Source organism: Microcoleus sp., assembly GCF_041354475.1.
GTDB lineage: Bacteria > Cyanobacteriota > Cyanobacteriia > Cyanobacteriales > Microcoleaceae > Microcoleus.
Genome location: NZ_JBGJZU010000023.1, coordinates 23,300 through 42,523, shown reverse-complemented (window position 1 = coordinate 42,523; position 19,224 = coordinate 23,300). Strand labels below are relative to the sequence as shown.

General features: G+C 46.3%; 13 protein-coding genes. 5 read left to right on the top strand and 8 right to left on the bottom strand.

Going from position 1 to position 19,224, the window contains the following annotated elements; translation table 11 throughout:
• Positions 1-4: 4 nt before the first annotated feature.
• Positions 5-3,328 carry a PAS domain-containing protein gene (locus tag ACBR23_RS11360; RefSeq protein ID WP_371119550.1) on the top strand — a complete coding sequence of 1,108 codons (3,324 nt, stop codon included), beginning with the start codon at positions 5-7 and terminating at the stop codon, positions 3,326-3,328.
• A 619-nt stretch (positions 3,329-3,947) separates the two neighbouring features.
• Here the strand turns inward: ACBR23_RS11360 and tkt are convergent.
• On the bottom strand, positions 3,948-5,963 hold the full coding sequence (gene tkt, locus ACBR23_RS11355) for a transketolase (RefSeq protein ID WP_371119551.1): 2,016 nt from the start codon (positions 5,961-5,963) through the stop codon (positions 3,948-3,950).
• 746 nt (positions 5,964-6,709) lie between these two features.
• Between tkt and lysS the strand changes: the two genes are divergently transcribed.
• Entirely contained in the window at positions 6,710-8,263 is a 1,554-nt protein-coding gene (lysS, locus tag ACBR23_RS11350; RefSeq protein WP_371119552.1) for a lysine--tRNA ligase, read from the top strand.
• A 201-nt stretch (positions 8,264-8,464) separates the two neighbouring features.
• On the opposite strand, the gene ACBR23_RS11345 is transcribed toward lysS, so the two are convergent.
• The 6 genes from ACBR23_RS11345 to ACBR23_RS11320 all read right to left on the bottom strand — a co-directional run bounded on the left by ACBR23_RS11345 (position 8,465) and on the right by ACBR23_RS11320 (position 14,013).
• Entirely contained in the window at positions 8,465-9,064 is a 600-nt protein-coding gene (locus ACBR23_RS11345; protein ID WP_341737175.1) for a TerD family protein, read from the bottom strand.
• 74 nt (positions 9,065-9,138) lie between these two features.
• Positions 9,139-10,683, bottom strand: a complete 1,545-nt coding sequence (locus ACBR23_RS11340) for a TerD family protein (RefSeq protein ID WP_371119553.1) — start codon at positions 10,681-10,683, stop codon at positions 9,139-9,141.
• Positions 10,684-10,782: 99 nt separating this feature from the next.
• Positions 10,783-11,355: a TerD family protein gene (locus tag ACBR23_RS11335; protein ID WP_341737173.1), complete on the bottom strand. Its 573-nt coding sequence runs from the start codon at positions 11,353-11,355 to the stop codon at positions 10,783-10,785.
• Between the two features lie 141 nt (positions 11,356-11,496).
• Positions 11,497-12,048 carry an AAA family ATPase gene (locus ACBR23_RS11330; protein WP_371119554.1) on the bottom strand — a complete coding sequence of 184 codons (552 nt, stop codon included), beginning with the start codon at positions 12,046-12,048 and terminating at the stop codon, positions 11,497-11,499.
• Positions 12,049-12,096: 48 nt separating this feature from the next.
• Complete coding sequence (gene def / locus ACBR23_RS11325; protein ID WP_371119555.1) at positions 12,097-12,657, bottom strand: peptide deformylase; 561 nt, start codon at positions 12,655-12,657, stop codon at positions 12,097-12,099.
• A gap of 117 nt (positions 12,658-12,774) precedes the next feature.
• Positions 12,775-14,013 carry an HhoA/HhoB/HtrA family serine endopeptidase gene (locus ACBR23_RS11320; RefSeq protein WP_371116048.1) on the bottom strand — a complete coding sequence of 413 codons (1,239 nt, stop codon included), beginning with the start codon at positions 14,011-14,013 and terminating at the stop codon, positions 12,775-12,777.
• Positions 14,014-14,194: 181 nt separating this feature from the next.
• Here ACBR23_RS11320 and ACBR23_RS11315 point away from each other — a divergent pair, with 181 nt between their 5' ends.
• The 3 genes from ACBR23_RS11315 (at position 14,195) to dnaN (ending at position 17,355) form a co-directional block, all read left to right on the top strand.
• A complete protein-coding gene (locus ACBR23_RS11315) occupies positions 14,195-14,428 on the top strand; it encodes a hypothetical protein (RefSeq protein WP_341737169.1) in 234 nt (77 codons plus the stop codon).
• Entirely contained in the window at positions 14,388-15,761 is a 1,374-nt protein-coding gene (gene dnaA, locus ACBR23_RS11310) for a chromosomal replication initiator protein DnaA (protein WP_341737168.1), read from the top strand. Before ACBR23_RS11315 ends, dnaA begins: the two co-directional genes overlap by 41 nt.
• Positions 15,762-16,215: 454 nt before the next feature.
• Positions 16,216-17,355, top strand: coding sequence for a DNA polymerase III subunit beta (gene dnaN / locus ACBR23_RS11305; protein ID WP_371116049.1), 1,140 nt, complete (start codon positions 16,216-16,218; stop codon positions 17,353-17,355).
• A gap of 401 nt (positions 17,356-17,756) precedes the next feature.
• On the opposite strand, the gene ACBR23_RS11300 is transcribed toward dnaN, so the two are convergent.
• Entirely contained in the window at positions 17,757-19,196 is a 1,440-nt protein-coding gene (locus ACBR23_RS11300; RefSeq protein ID WP_371119563.1) for a sensor histidine kinase, read from the bottom strand.
• Positions 19,197-19,224 lie beyond the last annotated feature (28 nt).

Below are 19,224 nucleotides of genomic sequence, written 5' to 3'. Positions count from 1 at the left end.
AATCATGGGTCAACTCTCGCGCACTATTTTAATTGTGGATGATTCTCCTGAAGACCGGGAACTCTATCGTCGCTATATGCTGCGCGATCGAGATTACTCCTACACAATTCTAGAAGCAGGTCTGGGGCGCATCGGGCTAGAGTTGTGGCAGCAACATCAACCGGATGCCATATTGCTGGATTACCGATTACCTGACCTGGATGGACTGGAATTTCTGGTCAAACTGCAATCCTTGACGCAGCAGCCCTACTTACCAGTGATTGTGGTGACGGGGCAAGGCAATGAGGCGATCGCGGTGCAGGCGATGAAATCAGGGGCGCAAGATTATCTGGTCAAGGAACACATTACGACCGCGGGGTTGCATCTGGCAGTGAATGGGGCGATCGCCAAAGTGCAACTTCACACCCAACTGCAACAGTCCCACGAACGAGAGCGCTTAATCTCCCAGATTACCCGGAAGATCCATCAAACTCTGGATCTGGAGGAAATTCTGCAAACGACGGTGACGGAGGTGCAACAATTTCTGCACACCGATCGCGTTCTGTTTTTTCGGCTACAGCCAGATGGCAACGGGACGGTGGTGGCAGAATCAGTGGGGTCAGAGTGGCGATCGCTGCTCTCCTCCACGATGTACGATCCCTGCCTCGCTGAGAACTACCTCAGATTCAGCCGATCGCCATCAATCACCCACGATCCCACCTTTGCCGAAGATTATATGGAACGCTATCGTCAGGGTCAGGTAACGGCGATCAATGATATTCAGGATGGCAGCATCGATCCTTGCCACGTTGAATTGTTGGCTCAGTTTCAAGTCAAAGCCAATCTGGTCGTACCCATTCTGCACGGCGATCGGTTCTGGGGCTTGCTGATAGCCCATCACTGTGCTGCACCGCGATCGTGGCAGCCCTTAGAAATTGATCTGCTCAAAGAACTGGCAACTCAGGTGAGCATCGCCCTGCGGCAAGCGGAACTTTACCAGCAGGCACAGCATGAATTAATTGAACGCCAACGGGTAGAAGAGGAGCTACGAGAGAGCACAGAACAGCTAAACTTGGCATTGCAAGCCTCTCGCATGGGAAGGTGGAACTGGGACTTCCAGACCGGAAAAATTTTCTGGTCGGAGAACCTGGAAGCCTTATTTGGAATGCAACCAGGAGAGTTTGATGGCTCCTATGAGATGTTTGTCGATCGGCTGCATCCGGACGATCGCGATCGTGTTTTGGCAAACGTCAATCATGCGATCGCCACCGGAGAAAATTATGACATTGAATTTCGGGTGGTATATCCTAACGGCACTATTCGCTGGACACTCACTCAGGGAAAAGTGTTTTATGACCAGAACGGACAGCCGATGCGGATGGCGGGCATCGATCTCGATATCACGGAACGCAAACTGATCGCCGAAGTGCTGCGAGAGAGTGAAGAACGCTTCCGTCAGTTGGCCGAAAATATTGATGCGGTGTTCTGGATCAAAGAAATGCCCGAAGACCGAGTGTGCTATGTCAGTCCAGCCTTTGAACGTTTGTGGGGGCTAAACCCGCAGGAATTATATGACGATCAACAAGCCTGGATTGATTATATTCATCCAGACGATCGGGAATGGATTGCCAAAGCGTTTCAGCAAAAAGCAGCCGCAGGTCAATTTGATGAAGAGTACCGTCTTGTGTTGGCGGATGGCAGTATTCGTTGGGTGCACGATCGCTGCTTTCCACTCCGAGACGATGCAGGAGAGATTTATCGGTTTGCCGGGATTGCCGAAGATATCACCGATCGTAAACAAGCCCAAGAAGCGTTGCGACAGAGTGAAGAATTTAAGAATCGGATGTTGGATAGCAGTCCAGACTGCATCAAGGTACTAAACCTGGATGGGCAGATCCTTTATATCAATACGGGTGGACTGTGTTTGCTGGAAATTGATGACATTGCTCCTTACCTGAATACCGAATGGCTCTGCTTTTGGGATGGCGACTATCGGCAACAGGCAGAGCAAGCATTTGCTGCCGCCGCATCAGGCGAAATCTACCTCTTTCGCGGCTACTGCCCAACCGCCAAAGGCACGCCGAAATGGTGGGAAGCGATCGTGAGCCCAATTTTGGATGCCTCTGGGCTGGTGGAACGAGTGCTGGTGATTTCACGGGATATCACCGATCGCCAGCAGGCTGAAATCGAACGCGATCGCCTGTTTGAACAGGAGCAAGCAGCCAGAGCAGAAGCCGAACGAGCTAATCGGATCAAAGATGAGTTTCTAACCGTTCTCTCCCACGAATTGCGATCGCCCCTGAATCCAATTTTGGGTTGGGTAAAACTGCTGCAAACTCGCAACTTCGATCCTGCTAAAACCTCCCAAGCACTGGCAACGATTGAACGTAATGCCAAACTGCAAGTCAAACTGATTGATGACCTGCTCGATATTGCGAAAGTTTTGCGTGGCAAACTCAGCATAGATACGACTCCCGTCAATCTGATATTTATCATTGAATCGGCGATCGACACAGTGAGAGCAGCAGCCGTCGCCAAATCAATCCTGATTCATCCGGTGCTCCCCAAAATTGGGCTAGTGTCTGGCGATGCAGCTCGACTCCAGCAAGTAATTTGGAACCTGCTGTCCAACGCGATCAAATTTACCCCCAATCATGGACGGGTAGACATTCGGCTCTTTCAAATCGACAACCAAGCACAAATTACAATCAGCGACACAGGTAAAGGCATCAACCCCGACTTTTTACCGTATATCTTTGAGTCATTTCGCCAAGAAGATGCTTCCACCACCCGTAAGTATGGCGGGCTAGGGTTGGGGTTAACGATCGTCCGTCAATTAGTGGAAGCGCACGGTGGCACGATCGTCGCAGACAGCCCCGGTAAAGAGTTGGGAGCCACATTTACATTGCAGTTTCCCTTACTGAATATTGAGCCAGAAAACAACCAGACAGGCGATTTGCCACCACAAATCTTCGATCTCACAGGAATTCGAGTCCTTGCAGTCGATGATGAACTTGATACCCGCGAGCTATTAACCGCATTGCTGACCCAATATGGAGCAGAAGTGCTGACAGTTGCCTCTGTGGCAGAAGTGCTGACCAGCCTGAAATCCTTTCAACCCGACGTGCTCGTCAGCGATATTGGAATGCCCGAAGTCGATGGCTATACCCTGATCCAACAGATCCGCGCTCTACCACCCGAACAAGGGGGACAGTTGCCGGCGATCGCTGTGACTGCCTATGCCACAGAAGACGATCGCCAGCGTGCGATCGCCAGTGGCTATCAACAGCACCTGATCAAACCCCTGGAACCTGAACTGTTAGCTGAAGCTATAGTGGCCCTCACGTAGGGGCGGTGCCCCCGTGCCCGCCCTCACAGGCGCCGCACAGCACCGTGCATTGGTGTCAACTTAAGGCTGAAATCCTTGATAAATCTGGTTTTTATGCCAAGTCTAGATCCCCCTAAATCCCCCTTAAAAAGGGGGACTTTGATCAGACTCTTGTCCCCCCCTTCTTAAGGGGGGCTAGGGGGGATCTGGCCTTAATCGTCAAACAACAGTCTCTGAGTGCGTTTGACGTTAAGTTGACACCTATGGGCTAAGACCCACCCCTAGCCCCTCCCAGGAGGGGCTAAGACCCACCCCTAGCCCCTCCCAGGAGGGGCTAAGACCCACCCCTAGCCCCTCCCAGGAGGGGCTAAGACCCACCCCTAGCCCCTCCCAGGAGGGGAACCGGATCTAGCTCCCCTCTAGAGAGGGGCTGGGGGTGTGTCCAATCTAGCCCCCCTCGCTTAGAAGGGCTGGGGGTGTGTCCGATCTAGCTCCCCTCTAGAGAGGGGCTGGGGGTGTGTCCGATCCCTCTAGAGAGGACACCATGCTTTCAAGCTTAAGATAAACGTGGAATCTGCTAGATCAAAAAAAAAGGGGCAAAAGCCAGAAGCCCGCCCCCAACTCAATTATGCTGCCATTATTAGCCCAACAGCGCCTGAGCCTTAGCTACCACATTCTCAACGGTGTAGCCAAACTTTTCTAACACAACGGGGCCCGGTGCAGAAGCGCCGAAGGTGTCGATACTGACACTATCGCCTTCAGAACCCAAATAACGTCCCCAGCCGAAGCTACAACCAGCTTCCACAGCCAAGCGCTTGGTAACAGCTTTTGGCAGTACGGATTCGCGGTAAGCTGCATCTTGTGCATCAAACAATTCCCAGCAAGGCATCGAAACTACCCGTACTTTATTACCTGCGGCGCGCAATTTTTCAGCCGCATCAACGCAGAGGTATGTTTCGCCACCGGTGCCGATTAAAATGATGTCGGGAGTGCCACCGTCATCAGACAAAATGTAAGCGCCTTTGGCTGTTCCTTCCATCGAACTTCCGGCCAAGTTAGGCAAGTTTTGACGAGACAGAGCCATCAATGTTGGGATTTTCCGGTTTTCAATGGCTACTTTGTAAGCGCCGGATGTTTCATTTCCATCAGCAGGGCGGATCACATACAAATCAGGAATGACGCGCAAAGAAGCGATGGTTTCTACTGGTTGGTGAGTCGGACCATCTTCGCCCAAGGCTACGGAGTCGTGAGTCATTACATAAATGACACCAGCTTCTGAAAGTGCAGACAGGCGAATTGCGCCCCGCATATAGTCAGCAAACACCAAGAAGGTAGCGCAGTAAGGAATCAAACCGCCGTGGAGGAGCATCCCATTTGCGATCGCCCCCATGCCATGTTCCCGCACACCAAACCGGAGGTTACGTCCTTCGTACTGACCTTTTTGGAAGTCTTTTTCACCCTTGAGCAAAGTCATGTTAGAAGAAGCCAAATCAGCGGAACCGCCGATCAATTCAGGTAACACAGCAGCCAAAGCATTCAAACATTTTCCAGAATGATTCCGACTCGAATCTGCCTTATCTTCGGGGCTGTAGGTAGGCAAAACTTTGTCCCAACCTTCGGGAAGTTGGCCAGCCACAGTGCGCTCATATTCTGCGGCTTCGGCGGGATATGCTGCTTTATAAGCATCAAAAGCTTGCTGCCATTCTTGTTCTGATTGAGCACCGCGATCGCACGCTTTGCGGAAGTGAGCCAAAGCATCATCAGGAATTACAAACGGCTCGTATTCCCATTTCAAGAAATCGCGAGTTGCTTGCACTTCAGCGCCACCCAAAGCAGCACCGTGAGCGCTGTAACTATTGCGCTTGTTGGGAGAACCGTAGCCAATAATTGTGCGAACTTTAATCATGGACGGTTTGTCCGTGACTTTCTTAGCTTCTTCGATAGCTTTGTGAACTGCTTCGAGGCTAGTATCTTGGTCTAGAGCGTCATTGTCTACAGTAATGACGTGCCAGTTGTAGGCTTCAAAACGCTTGCCGACATCTTCAGTAAAGGCTAAGTTTGTGTCGCCTTCGATCGAGATGTGATTATCATCATAGAGAGCAATTAATTTGCCTAGTCCCAGGTGTCCGGCCAAAGAACAAGCTTCGCCAGAAATACCTTCCATGTGGCAACCATCACCCATAATTACATAGGTGTAGTGGTCAACAATCGTGTTACCGGGCTTGTTAAATCTAGCTGCGAGGTGAGCTTCTGCCATTGCCAAACCGACGGCGTTAGCAATGCCTTGTCCCAGGGGGCCGGTAGTAACTTCTACGCCTTCTGTGACGAAGTTTTCTGGGTGTCCCGGTGTTTTCGATTCCCACTGCCGAAATTGCTTGATGTCGTCGAGGCTGACGCTATCGTAGCCTGTCAAGTACATGAGGGCGTACTGTAGCATACAGCCGTGGCCGGCGGAGAGGACGAAGCGATCGCGGTTGAACCACTTGGGGTTTTTCGGGTTGAACCGCATAAACCGATCCCACAGCACGAAGGCCATAGGCGCAGCGCCCATCGGCAGTCCTGGGTGTCCTGATTTTGCTTTTTCTACCGCATCGATGGCGAGAAAGCGGATAGAGTTGATGCAGAGTTCTTCGAGTGGTTGGGTTGCAACAGCCATAATTGTGGTTTTGATGTTTATGGAGTGAGTGTGTGTGGTCGATTCTGGCAGAGGTGCGATGAGTCGAGTTCGATCGACCATCGTCTCTAGTGTTCAGATTCTGTGGAACTGCCGTGAGGCTGCACTACAGATCATCTCACCACTTGGACTCGATATACAACTTAATTTTTTAATATTTCGTGGCCTTTGTGCAGTTAGTAATAATTGGCGATCGGAGGTATTTCTGGGGTGAGTTGGCAGTTGACAATTGGCAGTTGACAGTTGACAGTTGTCAGTCAAGGTAGGCTGGACGATCGCGAGAGTATCTTGATTTAACTGGTTTAACTGGTTCCCAGGCTCTGCCTGGGAATCCATGTCTAGAGGCTCTACCTCGCCAGCTTTTAACTGGTTCCCAGGCTCTGCCTGGGAATTTAACTGGTTTTAACTGGTTCCCAGGCTCTGCCTGGGAATCCATGTCTAGAGGCTCTGCCTCGCCAGCTTTTAACTGGTTCCCAGGCTCTGCCTGGGAATTTAACTGGTTCCCAGGCTCTGCCTGGGAATCCATGTCTAGAGGCTCTGCCTCGCCAGCTTTGATAAAATAGGAGGCAGAGCCTCAGGATCTGCGTTACCAGGCAGAGCCTGGTAACGAGTACAGAGCCTGGTAACGAGTAGTTATTTTCCTTCTTTCTTTTTCCTTCTTTCTTTTTCCTTCTTTCTTCTTCCTTCTTCCTTCTGCTATATTTGCAATTTTACTCAGGCAATACCTAATGACTCTCAGTGAAGCCGAAGTCCGCAGTCAAAAAGTAGACGAACTGCGATCGCAAGGCATAGAACCGTATCCTAGCCAATCCTACGTGCGATCGCACACAGCTCAACAAGTTCGCGAAATATTTAGTCAGCCGGGAAAAGAACTCGAAAACGGAGAAAATGACCCCGAGGAAATTTCCCTGCGAGTAGGCGGCCGTATCATTTCCAAACGGGACAGCGGCAGCATTTGCTTCATCGATTTAAAAGACGCCACAGACAAAATCCAACTCAAAATCGAGAAAAAAGTCGTCACCGGCGAAGTCGGTTTAAGCTTCAAGCAAATTAAAACTTTGCTTGATGTAGGCGATTTTGTCGGCGTCGAAGGCATCGGCTGTCGCACTCAGAAGGGAGAACTTTCGATTTCAGTGCGGGAATTCACGCTGTTATCAAAAGCTACAATTCAATTTCCCGATGCTTATTATGGAGTTAACGATCCCGAAGTTTGTCGCCGTCACCGCGAAATGGATTTGGCAAGCAACCAAGACGCTTTCAACCGTTTCATGCTACGCAGTCGCATCGTCCAAAACATCCGTTCCTATCTCTGGAAAGCCGATTTTCATGAAATAGAAACACCAACACTGCAAGCTATTTATGGCGGCGCTGCTGCTAAGCCGTTCATCACTCACCACAATGCTTTGGATGTTGATTTGTATTTGCGAGTGGCTCCTGAACTGTTCTTGAAAAGAGCAATTTGTGGCGGTTTTGAGCGAGTATTTGAACTCGGAAAAGCTTTTAGAAATGAGGGGATTGATAGCACCCACAATCCTGAGTTTACCTCCATAGAAGTTTACCAAGCTTATGCAGATTACTTCGACATTTTAGCAGTGGTAGAAGATGTCATGTGTAGCGCTGCTCAGGCTGTACTTGGGGATGTCAAAGAAATTGAAAATCAGGGACAGATGATTAGTTTAGAACGCAAGTTCGACTACAGCGAAAAATATCCCAGTTTTAGCGGCCTGCACTGGGAAGTGAAAACCATGGTGGAAGCTGTCAGAGACGAGTTTGGGTTGGATTTTGATAGCTTGGATCTCGAAAGTGCGATCGCCTCTGCAACTAAACTAGAATTACACCTTTCTAAATTAGAACAACAGAGTTTAGGCTACGTGCTGTACGCCGTGTTTGACAAATTAGTAGTCCCCAAACTAATTCAGCCAACTTTCATCATTGACTTTCCTGTAGAAGTCAGTCCCCTCGCCAAAGGACACCGCAGCAAACCTGGATTTGTCGAGCGTTTCGAGTTATTTATCAACGGGATGGAATACTCGAACGGCTTCTCGGAATTGAACGATCCGAAAGAGCAAAGAAAGCGGTTTGAGGAACAATTAGCACAGAAAGATGCAGGGGATGATGAAGCGCATCCAATGGATGAAGACTTTATTCAAGCCTTATCTTTAGGAATGCCTAATTGTGCGGGTATGGGAATCGGTGTCGATAGATTGGTGATGCTGTTGACTAATACTCAAAGCATCCGTGATGCGGTGATGTTCCCGACAATGCGGCCTGTCAAAGATTGATTGGTAAATCTTGTAGGGGCGGGTTTTACCAACAATATCTAACTCCAACAAACAATCTCTATAAACCCGCCCCCACCCACAAATAACCTACATCAATTGATTTACCGTTGGGTTGGGGCGGGTTTATTTGAATTATCCATTATTGGCTGATATTTTTGGTGAAACCCGCCCCTACAATTATGGGATTTAACAGATTTGATCTCACCGCATAAATGAACCGACAACACCGTTCATATCCTCAGCCAAAGGATTTCCCATAGCCTTAAACTTCCACTCGCTACCTTCTCGATAAACTTCTCCCATTAACATATTTAATTTCCCCTCATAGGAAGGGTCATTTGACAAGCGATAGCGAGCGATTTCTTTCCCAGTCGCATCCAAGGCTCTCACAAAAGCATTTTCTATCATGCCAAAATGCTGTTTTCTATCCTTAGCATCATAAATATTCACTCCCAAAACTATTTTGTGATATTGTGGGGGTAAAGCATTCAATTTGACAAATATTTGTTCGTCGTCCCCATCTCCTGCCCCGGTGAGATTGTCGCCGGAGTGAACAACTGTTTTATCCTTTGATTCCAAATGACCGTAATAAATTACATCGTCTTTGTAGTTCTTTAATTTACCGTTCTCTCCTAATAAAAGAGCGTAGGAATCTAAGTCGAAATTCGCCCCGCTGCTTCTACCGAAAAGACCTTTGCTAGCTTTCGACACATCCCATCCCAAAGCCATTGTCAGCCTGGATAAGTCGTATTCGCTTTTGCTGAGAATGATTGATTGTCCTTTGGTCAAATTGATAGCCATAGTTTTGTGATTTGGTTAAGGTAAAAGTCAAGTTTCAAGATTGTCAAGCAGGAGATTTGATTAGCCTTTGAGGGCTAACTATAGGGTAAGAGATTTTTGAGTCGTGCTGATTTTACCCAATTGGGATATTCTGTTGTCAGCAAATCGTATAATTCCTCGTCGGCAATACTTTCGGGGTCTTCTACACTGAAGAAATCAGCATTGTCCAGGTGGCGATCGCCCATTTCATCAAGTTGCTCTAAAAAGCTAAAATCGCTGGCTGTAGCCCTAGCAAACCAGCCACCAACTCCCTTCCGTTTGACATCTTTTTGCGATTTGCCGATCGCCATAAACTGCCAAAATAGAGGCTCATAAGACGACCATTGTAGCTGTTGTTTGGTTGCAGACTCATCGGTAGTAGCTCCATCAGTGACAAACATCACATACACAGGTTTATCGGCGCTAATAGGTGCGTAGCGACTACCATCGCGAGAGTCGGGAAAATAGAAATTTCTGATCTCCTGCATCACTCTACCATAGTAAGTACCTCCTTCTAAAGGGTATCGCTTCAGTATATGATTGATGAAGTTGGGAAAATTTTCGATCGTCATATCCCCCGCATAGTAAGAGTTGATGCCAAACAAAAATATATCGATCGCTGCGTTGTCATCAAACCGACATCCCAAAGCCAAAATTTTCTCAGCCAAACGCTGAATTTTTCCCGCACTGTACAGCGCAGACATAGAGACAGAAATATCCAAGCACAGCGCTACCTTAGCATCATGATTGGTGAGATTTGCTTTCTCAAGGGAGATATCGGCCTTCTTAACTAGATTGAAAATGTGCGGCGCTTTTTCCTCCAGTTTTTTTTCTAAGGCTATAGCTTTCTGACTTTTGTTACTAACTTTGGGAGTTGCTAATTCAGTTATTGCTAATTCAGGTATTTTTAATTCTGGAATCTCTACTTCGGGAATTTTTAATTGAGTAGCTGCTAATTCATTTATTGCTAAGTCGGGGATATCAACATCTGAATTGTTTAGGTTAGTTTCTGGTTGATTATCTTCCTGTTTAATCTCAACATAATATTTATCTACAAAACTTTTCAAGCCAGCATTGTATCCTTGTCCGACTGCCTGAAACCTCCACTTTCCGTTTTTTTTATATAACCTGCCAAACTCGACTGCTGTCTCTCCTGAAAAATGCTCTTGGAGATTGTAGCAAGCAAGTTCGCTATGGGTTTCGGAATTGTCAAGTCTAATAAAAGCATTGTGGATTTGGCTAAAGTTTTGATTTTTTGCCTGTGCTTCGTGAATGGTGACGACAAAAATAATTTCCTGAATTTCTGAACTTATTTTATGCAAATCTACATTTATCGTCTCTTTGTCTCCTGGGTTTTTCCCAGTTGGGTGATTTCCTAAGTGGTGTACAGAGTCATCGAGGGAACGCAGATTATTGTAAAATACAAAATATTTTTCCTGGGGAATTTTGCCCTCTGCGCCCAACATGAATACAGAAGCATCTATATCAAAGTTGTCTTTAGTTTCATTGATTTGCCAGCCGAGGGCAAAGGATACTTTTTGTAAATTAGGATTGTCGGGGAAAAGATCAAATCTTTCGCCCTTACTTAATTGAATTCCCATTAACTTTATCCTGTAATTAGTAGCATCTAGAACCAAGGGAAATATTCATGATTTTTCCGAAATTTCCCTTGATTTATTTAGCTGGATGCGATCGCCCTTTTATCCGGCATACTTGTCTACAAAGCTCTGCAAACCTGAATTGTAGCCTTGTCCGACAGCTTGGAACCTCCACTCGCCATCTTTCTTGTAAAGTCTGCCAAATTCCACCGCAGTCTCCCTAGAAAAATCCTCATCTAAATCGTACTTAGTGACTTCTGTGTTAGTAGTAGTGTCGTAAATTCTGATAAAAGCATTCCGCACTTGGCCGAAGTTTTGCCTCCTCGATTCCGCTTCGTGGATGGTGACAACAAACACAATTTCTAGCACCGCCGGATCGACTTTGGTTAAATCGACTGTCACTGTTTCATCATCGCCAAATCCTTCTCCGGTTCTGCTATCTCCCAGATGAACTACAGAAGTATCTGGTGACTCTTTGTTGTTGTAAAAAACAAAGTATTTTTCGCTGGGAATTTTAGCATTGGCACCTAACATAAACACGGAAGCATCTAAATCAAATGCTGCGCCGGTGTCGGTAGCGTTGGTATCCCATCCCAAACCGATACCAGCACTTTTTAGCCCCGGTGCTTCTTTAGAGAGATTGATTCTGCCGCCTTTTTCCAAGTTGATAGACATTTGCTCTCCTGTATGCAACATCTCTGATATTACTGCTAACAATTATACCATAAATTTTAAATGTCAAGTATAATATTTCCTGTCTTTAAAAGATTGATTTAGGAGCGATCGCGCCCTCGCTACATAGCGACGTTATCTCACTCATTCATCTTCCAAAGAAGCCAAAATCCGATCGACCGTTTCTTTAACCGTTAGATGGGTTGAATCCAGCCAATAACCGAGATGAGGAGTTTCGGTGCGGAGGATGCGATCGAATGCATAAACCATTGTTTCGTTGGCATATCCCGTCTTCGCTCTTGCTGTATCCCGTGCCGCTACAACCTCTGCCTGGGGACACAGAACAATCGCAGAAAACGGCACATCATGAAACCTGGCAATTACCTCAGCGAGTGCGGAACCAATGATAATGTCTTGATACACAACCGTAAAGCCAGCCTGAAGATAGTGTCGCGCTGCCATTGCTGCCAGATGATAGCGCAGTTGAAGTTGCTGATATGCCTCTGCTGACAAATTTAACGCCATTTCCGCCTGCCCATTCACAATCATGCGGCGAAAGATATCCCCGCGCAGGTGAACACTTTTGGGCAACCTTTCGGCAAGCGATTGGGCAACTGTTGATTTTCCAGCAGCCATGTTCCCAGTAATCAAAATAATTTGTGGTTGATGATTTGCAGGTTGTCGATCGCTATTCATACTCTTTGTTATAGATTCAATGACGCTGTTACAAAAAACGAGTAAATCTCAAATGTGCTGACGGGTTTGTACTGAAGAAAGTAAATTAACAAATTGCTTTTGGTACTCATCTTCACTCATCAGTTCTTTGGTGCTTTCCACCCTGTCTAAAAACACGATGCCATCTAAATGGTCGTGTTCGTGCTGAAAAATCCTAGCCACAAAATCTGTCAATTCTTGTTGATGGAGTTTGCCATCTCTACTGGTGTATTCGATTTCTATCGATCGACTTCTCGGCACTAATCCCCGTATCCCCGGAATGCTCAAACAGCCTTCCCAGTCTTTGACTGTCTCTGTTGAACTCGCCATAATTCGAGGGTTAATCATGGCTGTGGGTTCCATGGTTGGTGCTTGGGGATACCGCAGATTGGGACGGGAGGCGACGACGAACAGCCGATCGCCCCTAGCGACTTGAGGGGCTGCAATCCCCACCCCGTGGGCGTGTTTTACTGTAGAGATTAAGTTGTCAATCAACTGTTGAATGCGCTCGTCCTGAATATTCTCCACAAATTGCGATCGGCGACGCAATACAGGATTTCCTAATTGCGATATTTGTAATATTTCTGGCATTGGTAATTGGTAATTGGTAATTCGTAATTCGTAATTCTGACTAATTACTAATGACTACTGACTAATGACTAATGACTACTGACTACTGACTAATGACTACTGACTACTGACTAATGATTATCGAACTTTTTGCACGGGGAGACTGCCTGGTTTCACACTCAATTTGAGTATTTGGCCATTGCGATTAATCTCCATTTGCAAAATCCCACCCACCCTAGCATTTTGTACGAATTCCTGAACAGCTTCCGACTGAATAATCGGCTGATTGTTAATCTTTTGAATCACATCCCCAGCCCGCAAACCAGATGCAGCGGCGGGAGAAGCAGGCACCACACTAATAATAGCCACACCCCGATCGACTGTAACTCGAAGGCTGCTGTTACCGTTTTTATTAATTTGCTCCTTCACTTCAGGAGTTAGCGTCGCCATTTCAATGCCCAAATAAGCGTGTTCGACTTTGCCCGTCGCAATCAATTCCTTCGCAACTTCTTGAGCCGCCTTAATGGGAATTGCAAACCCCAATCCTTGAGCACCTTGAATAATTGCTGTATTCATGCCGATCACTTCCCCGGCAGAATTCAGCAGTGGGCCACCGGAATTCCCCGGATTAATCGCAGCGTCTGTTTGAATAAAACCGATCCGCTTGTCAGGTACGCCCACCTCGGTACTCGATCGCCCCGTAGCGCTAATAATCCCCGCTGTCACTGAATTGTCCAAACCCAAAGGATTACCGATCGCGATCGCCCATTCCCCAGACAGCAGTTTATCAGAATCGCCGATCGTCACCACAGGCACCTGATTCGCCTCAATCTTCACCACCGCCACATCCGTCACCCCATCAGCCCCCAACACGCGCCCCTGAAAACTGCGGCCGTCCCTGAGAGTTACAGTTACTGTATCAGCGCCGTCTACAACGTGAGCGTTAGTGAGAATCACGCCATCAGAACCGATGACAAAACCCGAACCAGTACCCCGTTCCACCCCACCACGGCCCCCTGAATTCGGATCTAAGCCAAAAAAATCCTCCGGCGATATCCCTCGATTTCCCGGTTTCACCTTGCGGGAAGCATCGATCCGCACCACTGTCGGGCCAACTTTTTGCACCGCAGCCACAATAAAATTGGCATTAGCGGGATTCCCCGACAGGGAATTCGGCGGCAAGACTTTGCCCGCTTGAGGCTTAGTATTCAGAGGGAGTTGTAATTTCGGTTCCAGCGTCCTTGGTGGTGCGCCAGAATTTGCAGGTAATCGGGAAGCCGTCAGACGATCGCCCAACATGGCGGCCCCAGCTCCCGTCACCAGCAGTAATATGTAGATTGCCGGTTGCTTCCAAAATTTGCCAGTAGAACTCTTCATCGCGACGTTTTTAGGGTTTTTTGCCAAATCAAAATATTTGCAGAGCTGATTCCCGATAGCTGTGAGCCTCCTGGTGGCCACAGAATTTTACAGAATTTTGGGGCGATCGGCAGACTCCATTAACTATACCGCCGGGAAGTCCCGTTCTATAATTGTACTCAATTTAGCGGTGGGATGAGAGATGCAAGCAAGCAACCCTACTACCCCAGAAGGTAAGATTTATGATGTCGATCTATTATTCAAGCATTTTGCAATCCTCCGGCGACAGACAATGTTGATCGATCGATCAACCTCCCAAATCGCCAATTCGATTAAACTGAGTTTTCCAGAACAAAAATTCGATCTCTATAAATGCCTAGCAGCAAAGGTGAGCAGTGGAAATTCCCCTCGAAAGTCTGTGGAATCAGATACTTGAACGTCTCCAGGTACAACTGAGCAGACCTAGTTTTGAGACGTGGATCAAAACAGCCAAAGCCGAACAACTCGAAAATAACTGTTTGATCGTCAGCACTCCCAACCCCTTTGCTCGCAATTGGTTGCAGAAATATTACGTCAAAATCATCGCCGATGCAGTCTACGACATTCTCGGCTATAAAGTAGACATTTACTTGACAATTGCTGGGGGGACTGAAACCGAAGGCCACGGCGGACAAGGACTGATTTGGCCATCTCCCATCGGCCCCGATGTCCCCGAAAGCCACTCCCTCCATCCCCCCAAACCAGCCAATCTCAACCCCAAATACCTATTTTCCCGTTTTGTGGTCGGTTCCAACAACCGCATGGCTCACGCAGCATCCCTAGCGGTAGCCGAGTCTCCGGGCCGAGAATTCAATCCCCTATTTTTGTGCGGCGGTGTCGGTTTGGGCAAAACTCATCTCATGCAGGCGATCGGTCATTATCGCTTAGAAATTGACCCTAACGCCAAGATTTTCTACGTTTCTACTGAAAAATTTACCAACGATTTAATTGCAGCCATTCGCAAAGATAGTATGCAAACTTTCCGCGATCATTATCGAGCAGCCGATGTTTTATTAGTAGATGATATTCAATTTATTGAAGGCAAAGAATACACTCAAGAAGAATTTTTTCACACTTTTAATACTTTGCATGAAGCTGGCAATCAAGTAGTTTTAGCTTCCGATCGCCCACCGCAACAAATACCCCGTTTGCAAGAGCGTTTATGTTCGCGATTTTCCATGGGGTTAATTGCCGATATTCAGTTGCCAGACTTGGAAACACGCATGGCCATTTTGCAGAAAAAAGCCGAATATGAAAATATGCGGTTGCCGCGAGATGTGATAGAATATATTGCTTCTAGCTATACTTCCAATGTGCGCGAATTAGAAGGAGCTTTGATTCGGGCCGTAGCCTATCTTTCAATTACCGATTTACCGATGACTGTGGAAAATATAGCCCCGGTTTTGAATCCCCAAACTGAAAGTGTAGAAGCAAAGCCCGATGCAGTAGTCGCAGTAGTTGCAGATTTTTTTGACATTTCTGTTGAAGATTTGAAAGGCAATTCTCGGAAGCGAGAAATTAGCTTTGCTCGTCAAATAGGTATGTATTTAATCCGGCAACACACAGGTTTGAGTTTGCCGAAAGTTGGTGAAGTTTTCGGCGGGAAAGACCATACCACTGTGCTTTATAGTTGTGATAAAATTGCTCAGTTGCGGAACACTGACCCGAATTTGTCTCAAACCTTGCGTCAATTGAGCGATCGTATTAACGCGATCAGCCGTAAAATTTGAGCAGAAGTTATTGGTTGTTGGTTATTTTTTAGATCCTGGTTGACTGGTTCTGGGTCTCCTATCCCCTCCCCTAACAACGTTCTTCCTTCTAATTAGCTGTGGAAAAACCTGTGGACAAAGAACCCTGAATTTGTGGAAAACATTAGTGTTTCCTTGTATAAAAATTCTGATCGCAGCAAGGGCGATCGACTATTTAGCAACTTTTCCACAAGTTTTCCACAGGGTATAATCAATAAAAAAGTAGATCCAGTAATCCTTTCGCATTTTTTTCCACAGTTTACACCGTGCGATCGACCAAAAAATTAACAAAAAAAATTAAAACCATTATCCCCACACACCCCACCTCCAGAAAAGCCAGCCCCAGCCCCAAGCTAAAAATCCTGGGGATTCCCCCACCGACTTTCTGTGATAGGATTTGTTTCTATCTCAAATCCGGTTAATTAACCTTCATCTCATGAAATTGGTTTGCACCCAAAGTGACCTCAACGCCAACCTCTCGTTGGTAAGCCGGGCCGTTCCCTCTCGCCCGACACATCCCGTACTAGCCAACGTGCTCTTAGTAGCGGATGAGGAAAATCAACGGGTTAGCTTGACAGCTTTCGATCTAAGTTTAGGCATCCGTACCAGTTTTCCAGCAGCAGTGACAGGTGGCGGAAGTTTCACCATACCCGCTAAATTACTCAACGACATTGTTTCCCGACTCCCAGATGGAGAGATTACTTTAGAAGACGAAGCAGGAGACACCGTAGCATATCTCACTTGCAGTTCTGGCAGCTACCAAGTCAGAGGGATGGGCCCAGAAGAATTCCCAGAATTGCCCGCCATTGAAGGAGGCACAATCCTCCATTTGCCCCCAGAAGCTTTAATTGAAGGACTCAAAGGAACTTTGTTTGCTACTAGCCCCGACGAAGCAAAACAGGTACTAGCAGGGGTGCATTTAAAGGTACTAAAAGATTGTCTAGAATTTGCAGCTACAGACGGCCACAGATTAGCAGTAGTTCAAACTGCCAATGAAAAACCCGAAGGGGAAGAAACAGAAAAAGAATTTGAGGTGACAGTTCCAGCTAAGGCCTTGCGGGAAGTAGAAAGAATGCTAGTCATGCGACAGTGGACTGAACCTGTCACCCTGCATTTTGAACACGGTCAAGTTGTGTTTGAATGGGCAGACCAACGGTTGACAACTCGCACCTTGGAAGGGCAGTATCCAGCCTATCGCCAGTTAATTCCGCCTTCCTTTGAGAGGCAAATTACAATGGATAGGCGAGCTTTCTTATCCGCAGTAGAAAGAATAGCTGTTTTTGCCGACCAAAAAAATAATATTCTCAAATGCAGTATCGACTCGGTGAATCAGGAAATCACTTTGTCGGTAGATGCTAAAGATGTCGGTAGTGGCAAAGAGTCAATGCCCGCGCAAATTTCGGGAGACAGCATAGATATCGCGTTCAATGTCAAGTATTTAATTGACATTTTGAAAACGGCTCAATCCCCAGAAATTCAACTGCAATTAAATGGGGCTTTGGCCCCCGTAATTTTTCAGCCTTTGGGCGGAGTCAATGCTACTTTCTTGGTAATGCCTGTTCAGCTAAGAGCTTAAAAAGAGTCATTAGTAGTCCTGGACGCAAAAAACCCGGTTTCTTCCAAAAATCGTCGATTTTTTCGACAAATATTCACGCAGAAACCGGGTTTTTGACCCCCCATGCGTAATACCAATTTCATCAATATTTGCTACAGATGCCGTTCAAAGTCCCCCCTTAGTAAGGGGGGGTTGGGGGGGTAGTTATGTCGCGCTACTTTATGAAATTGGTATAAGTCCTCATTAGTTAGCAGTCATATCATTTCTGGTTGCATCGGAATGATTTAACCTTACTAGAACACTCTTGACACAGAGGGAGAAAATAGAGATTTTAATAATTCAGATGCTACCGGATTTGATATCATTAGTCGTTAGTAATTTGCCACCAATAACCAATAACCAATAACAACTGACTTATTCCTTCAAATAATTGGTAACAAAATCTCAAACTCTGTACCAGTACCGGGAGTAGAATGCAAATTCAACTTACCTTGATGTTTATCCGTTACAATTTGGTGAGTAATTGCCAATCCTAATCCCGTACCTTTTCCGGCTGGTTTTGTAGTAAAAAATGTATCGAAAATTCGTCGTTGAATTTCTGGCGGAATACCAGGCCCGTTATCTGCAATTCTGATCGCTATCCAACCATGATTTTGATTTTTTTCCACTGCTTCTGAGTTCGGTTGACCGTTGATATTTACTAAAGATAGGTGTGGGGAATTTTCCCGATCGCCTTTTACATAATTTTGAATTAATTCCGCACTCATGTAGTTGGTCTCAGAACTTTCTATGAGCTCAGTTTTAATAGTAATAGCAGGTACAAAACCTGTTTTTCCTTTGAGTTCTTCCAAAGCATCTGTCGCGTTGCTGATGATATTCATAAATACCTGGCTCAACTGACCCGAATAGCATCTGACTAAGGGCAAATTTCCATAATTTCTAACTACTTTAATCCCGTACTTAAGACGGTTTTTCATAATTAGTAGTGTGCTGTCAATACATTCATGGAGATTAGCTTCTTTGCGGTGAGTTTCATCCATATGAGAGAAGGTGTGGAGACTGGTGACAAGTTCGGTCAATCTCTGTGCAGAAACTTTCATACTTTTGAGAATTTCCGCCCAATCTTCTTCTAAAAAATCAAATTCTATGCGTTCTTTGAGCTCCTCAATTTCTTCGTTGGTGCCGACATTTTTTTCATAAGCCGACAGCAAATCCATCAGGTCTTGGGAGTATTTTGACAAAAATTCGAGATTTCCCGTGATGCAGGTTACAGGATTTCTAATTTCGTGGGCGACTCCAGCCACCATTTGTCCTAAACTGGCTAGTTTTTCAGTTTGAATTAATTGGGCTTGTGTTTGTTGTCGCAGCAATTTTGTTGCTAGTTCGTGAATGTTGGATTGGGCTACTAGCAATTCGTGGACATCCAGTAAACAATAAGTATGAGGCGATGTTTGAACTACGATGGGCTCATAAAGGAGCTCTTGCGATCGCTGTAGGGACTTTCTCGCTGCATCAACTATTAAAGTATCGCTAGAAAAAATTAAAGTTTCTGTTTCTGCAAATCGGTACAAGGCCCTGACAGGTCGCTTTAAAAATAATTCTCGCCCAAAGGGACGGCTGATAAATTCCAAAAATCTCCGGCGGGAAATCATGCCGGCAAATAGACCCATATCGGTTAAAATGACTCCTGGAAGCAGGGGATAAGCCTCCAACATCTGAGCAATTTTACTTCCCAAATCTGTAGCTTCTACCTGAAAATCATAAAGTGACAATTCTTGAAGAGTTGATTCCAAACGGAACTCTGCTATAGAATTATCTTGCATGAGTGGGGCTGGTATTTCGATGCAGGACGTATTCAACATAAATTCATCAGCACGAAGATAGAGGTTA

Coding starts and splice junctions, on each gene's coding strand:
- ACBR23_RS11315 (WP_341737169.1), top strand. CDS start 14,195: ATGCAAGCAAGCAACCCTACTACCCCAGAAGGTAAGATTTATGATGTC.
- dnaN (WP_371116049.1), top strand. CDS start 16,216: ATGAAATTGGTTTGCACCCAAAGTGACCTCAACGCCAACCTCTCGTTG.
- ACBR23_RS11335 (WP_341737173.1), bottom strand. CDS start 11,355: ATGTCTATCAACTTGGAAAAAGGCGGCAGAATCAATCTCTCTAAAGAA.
- ACBR23_RS11330 (WP_371119554.1), bottom strand. CDS start 12,048: ATGAATAGCGATCGACAACCTGCAAATCATCAACCACAAATTATTTTG.
- ACBR23_RS11320 (WP_371116048.1), bottom strand. CDS start 14,013: ATGAAGAGTTCTACTGGCAAATTTTGGAAGCAACCGGCAATCTACATA.
- ACBR23_RS11340 (WP_371119553.1), bottom strand. CDS start 10,683: ATGGGAATTCAATTAAGTAAGGGCGAAAGATTTGATCTTTTCCCCGAC.
- ACBR23_RS11300 (WP_371119563.1), bottom strand. CDS start 19,196: ATGTTGAATACGTCCTGCATCGAAATACCAGCCCCACTCATGCAAGAT.
- lysS (WP_371119552.1), top strand. CDS start 6,710: ATGACTCTCAGTGAAGCCGAAGTCCGCAGTCAAAAAGTAGACGAACTG.
- ACBR23_RS11345 (WP_341737175.1), bottom strand. CDS start 9,064: ATGGCTATCAATTTGACCAAAGGACAATCAATCATTCTCAGCAAAAGC.
- ACBR23_RS11360 (WP_371119550.1), top strand. CDS start 5: ATGGGTCAACTCTCGCGCACTATTTTAATTGTGGATGATTCTCCTGAA.
- tkt (WP_371119551.1), bottom strand. CDS start 5,963: ATGGCTGTTGCAACCCAACCACTCGAAGAACTCTGCATCAACTCTATC.
- def (WP_371119555.1), bottom strand. CDS start 12,657: ATGCCAGAAATATTACAAATATCGCAATTAGGAAATCCTGTATTGCGT.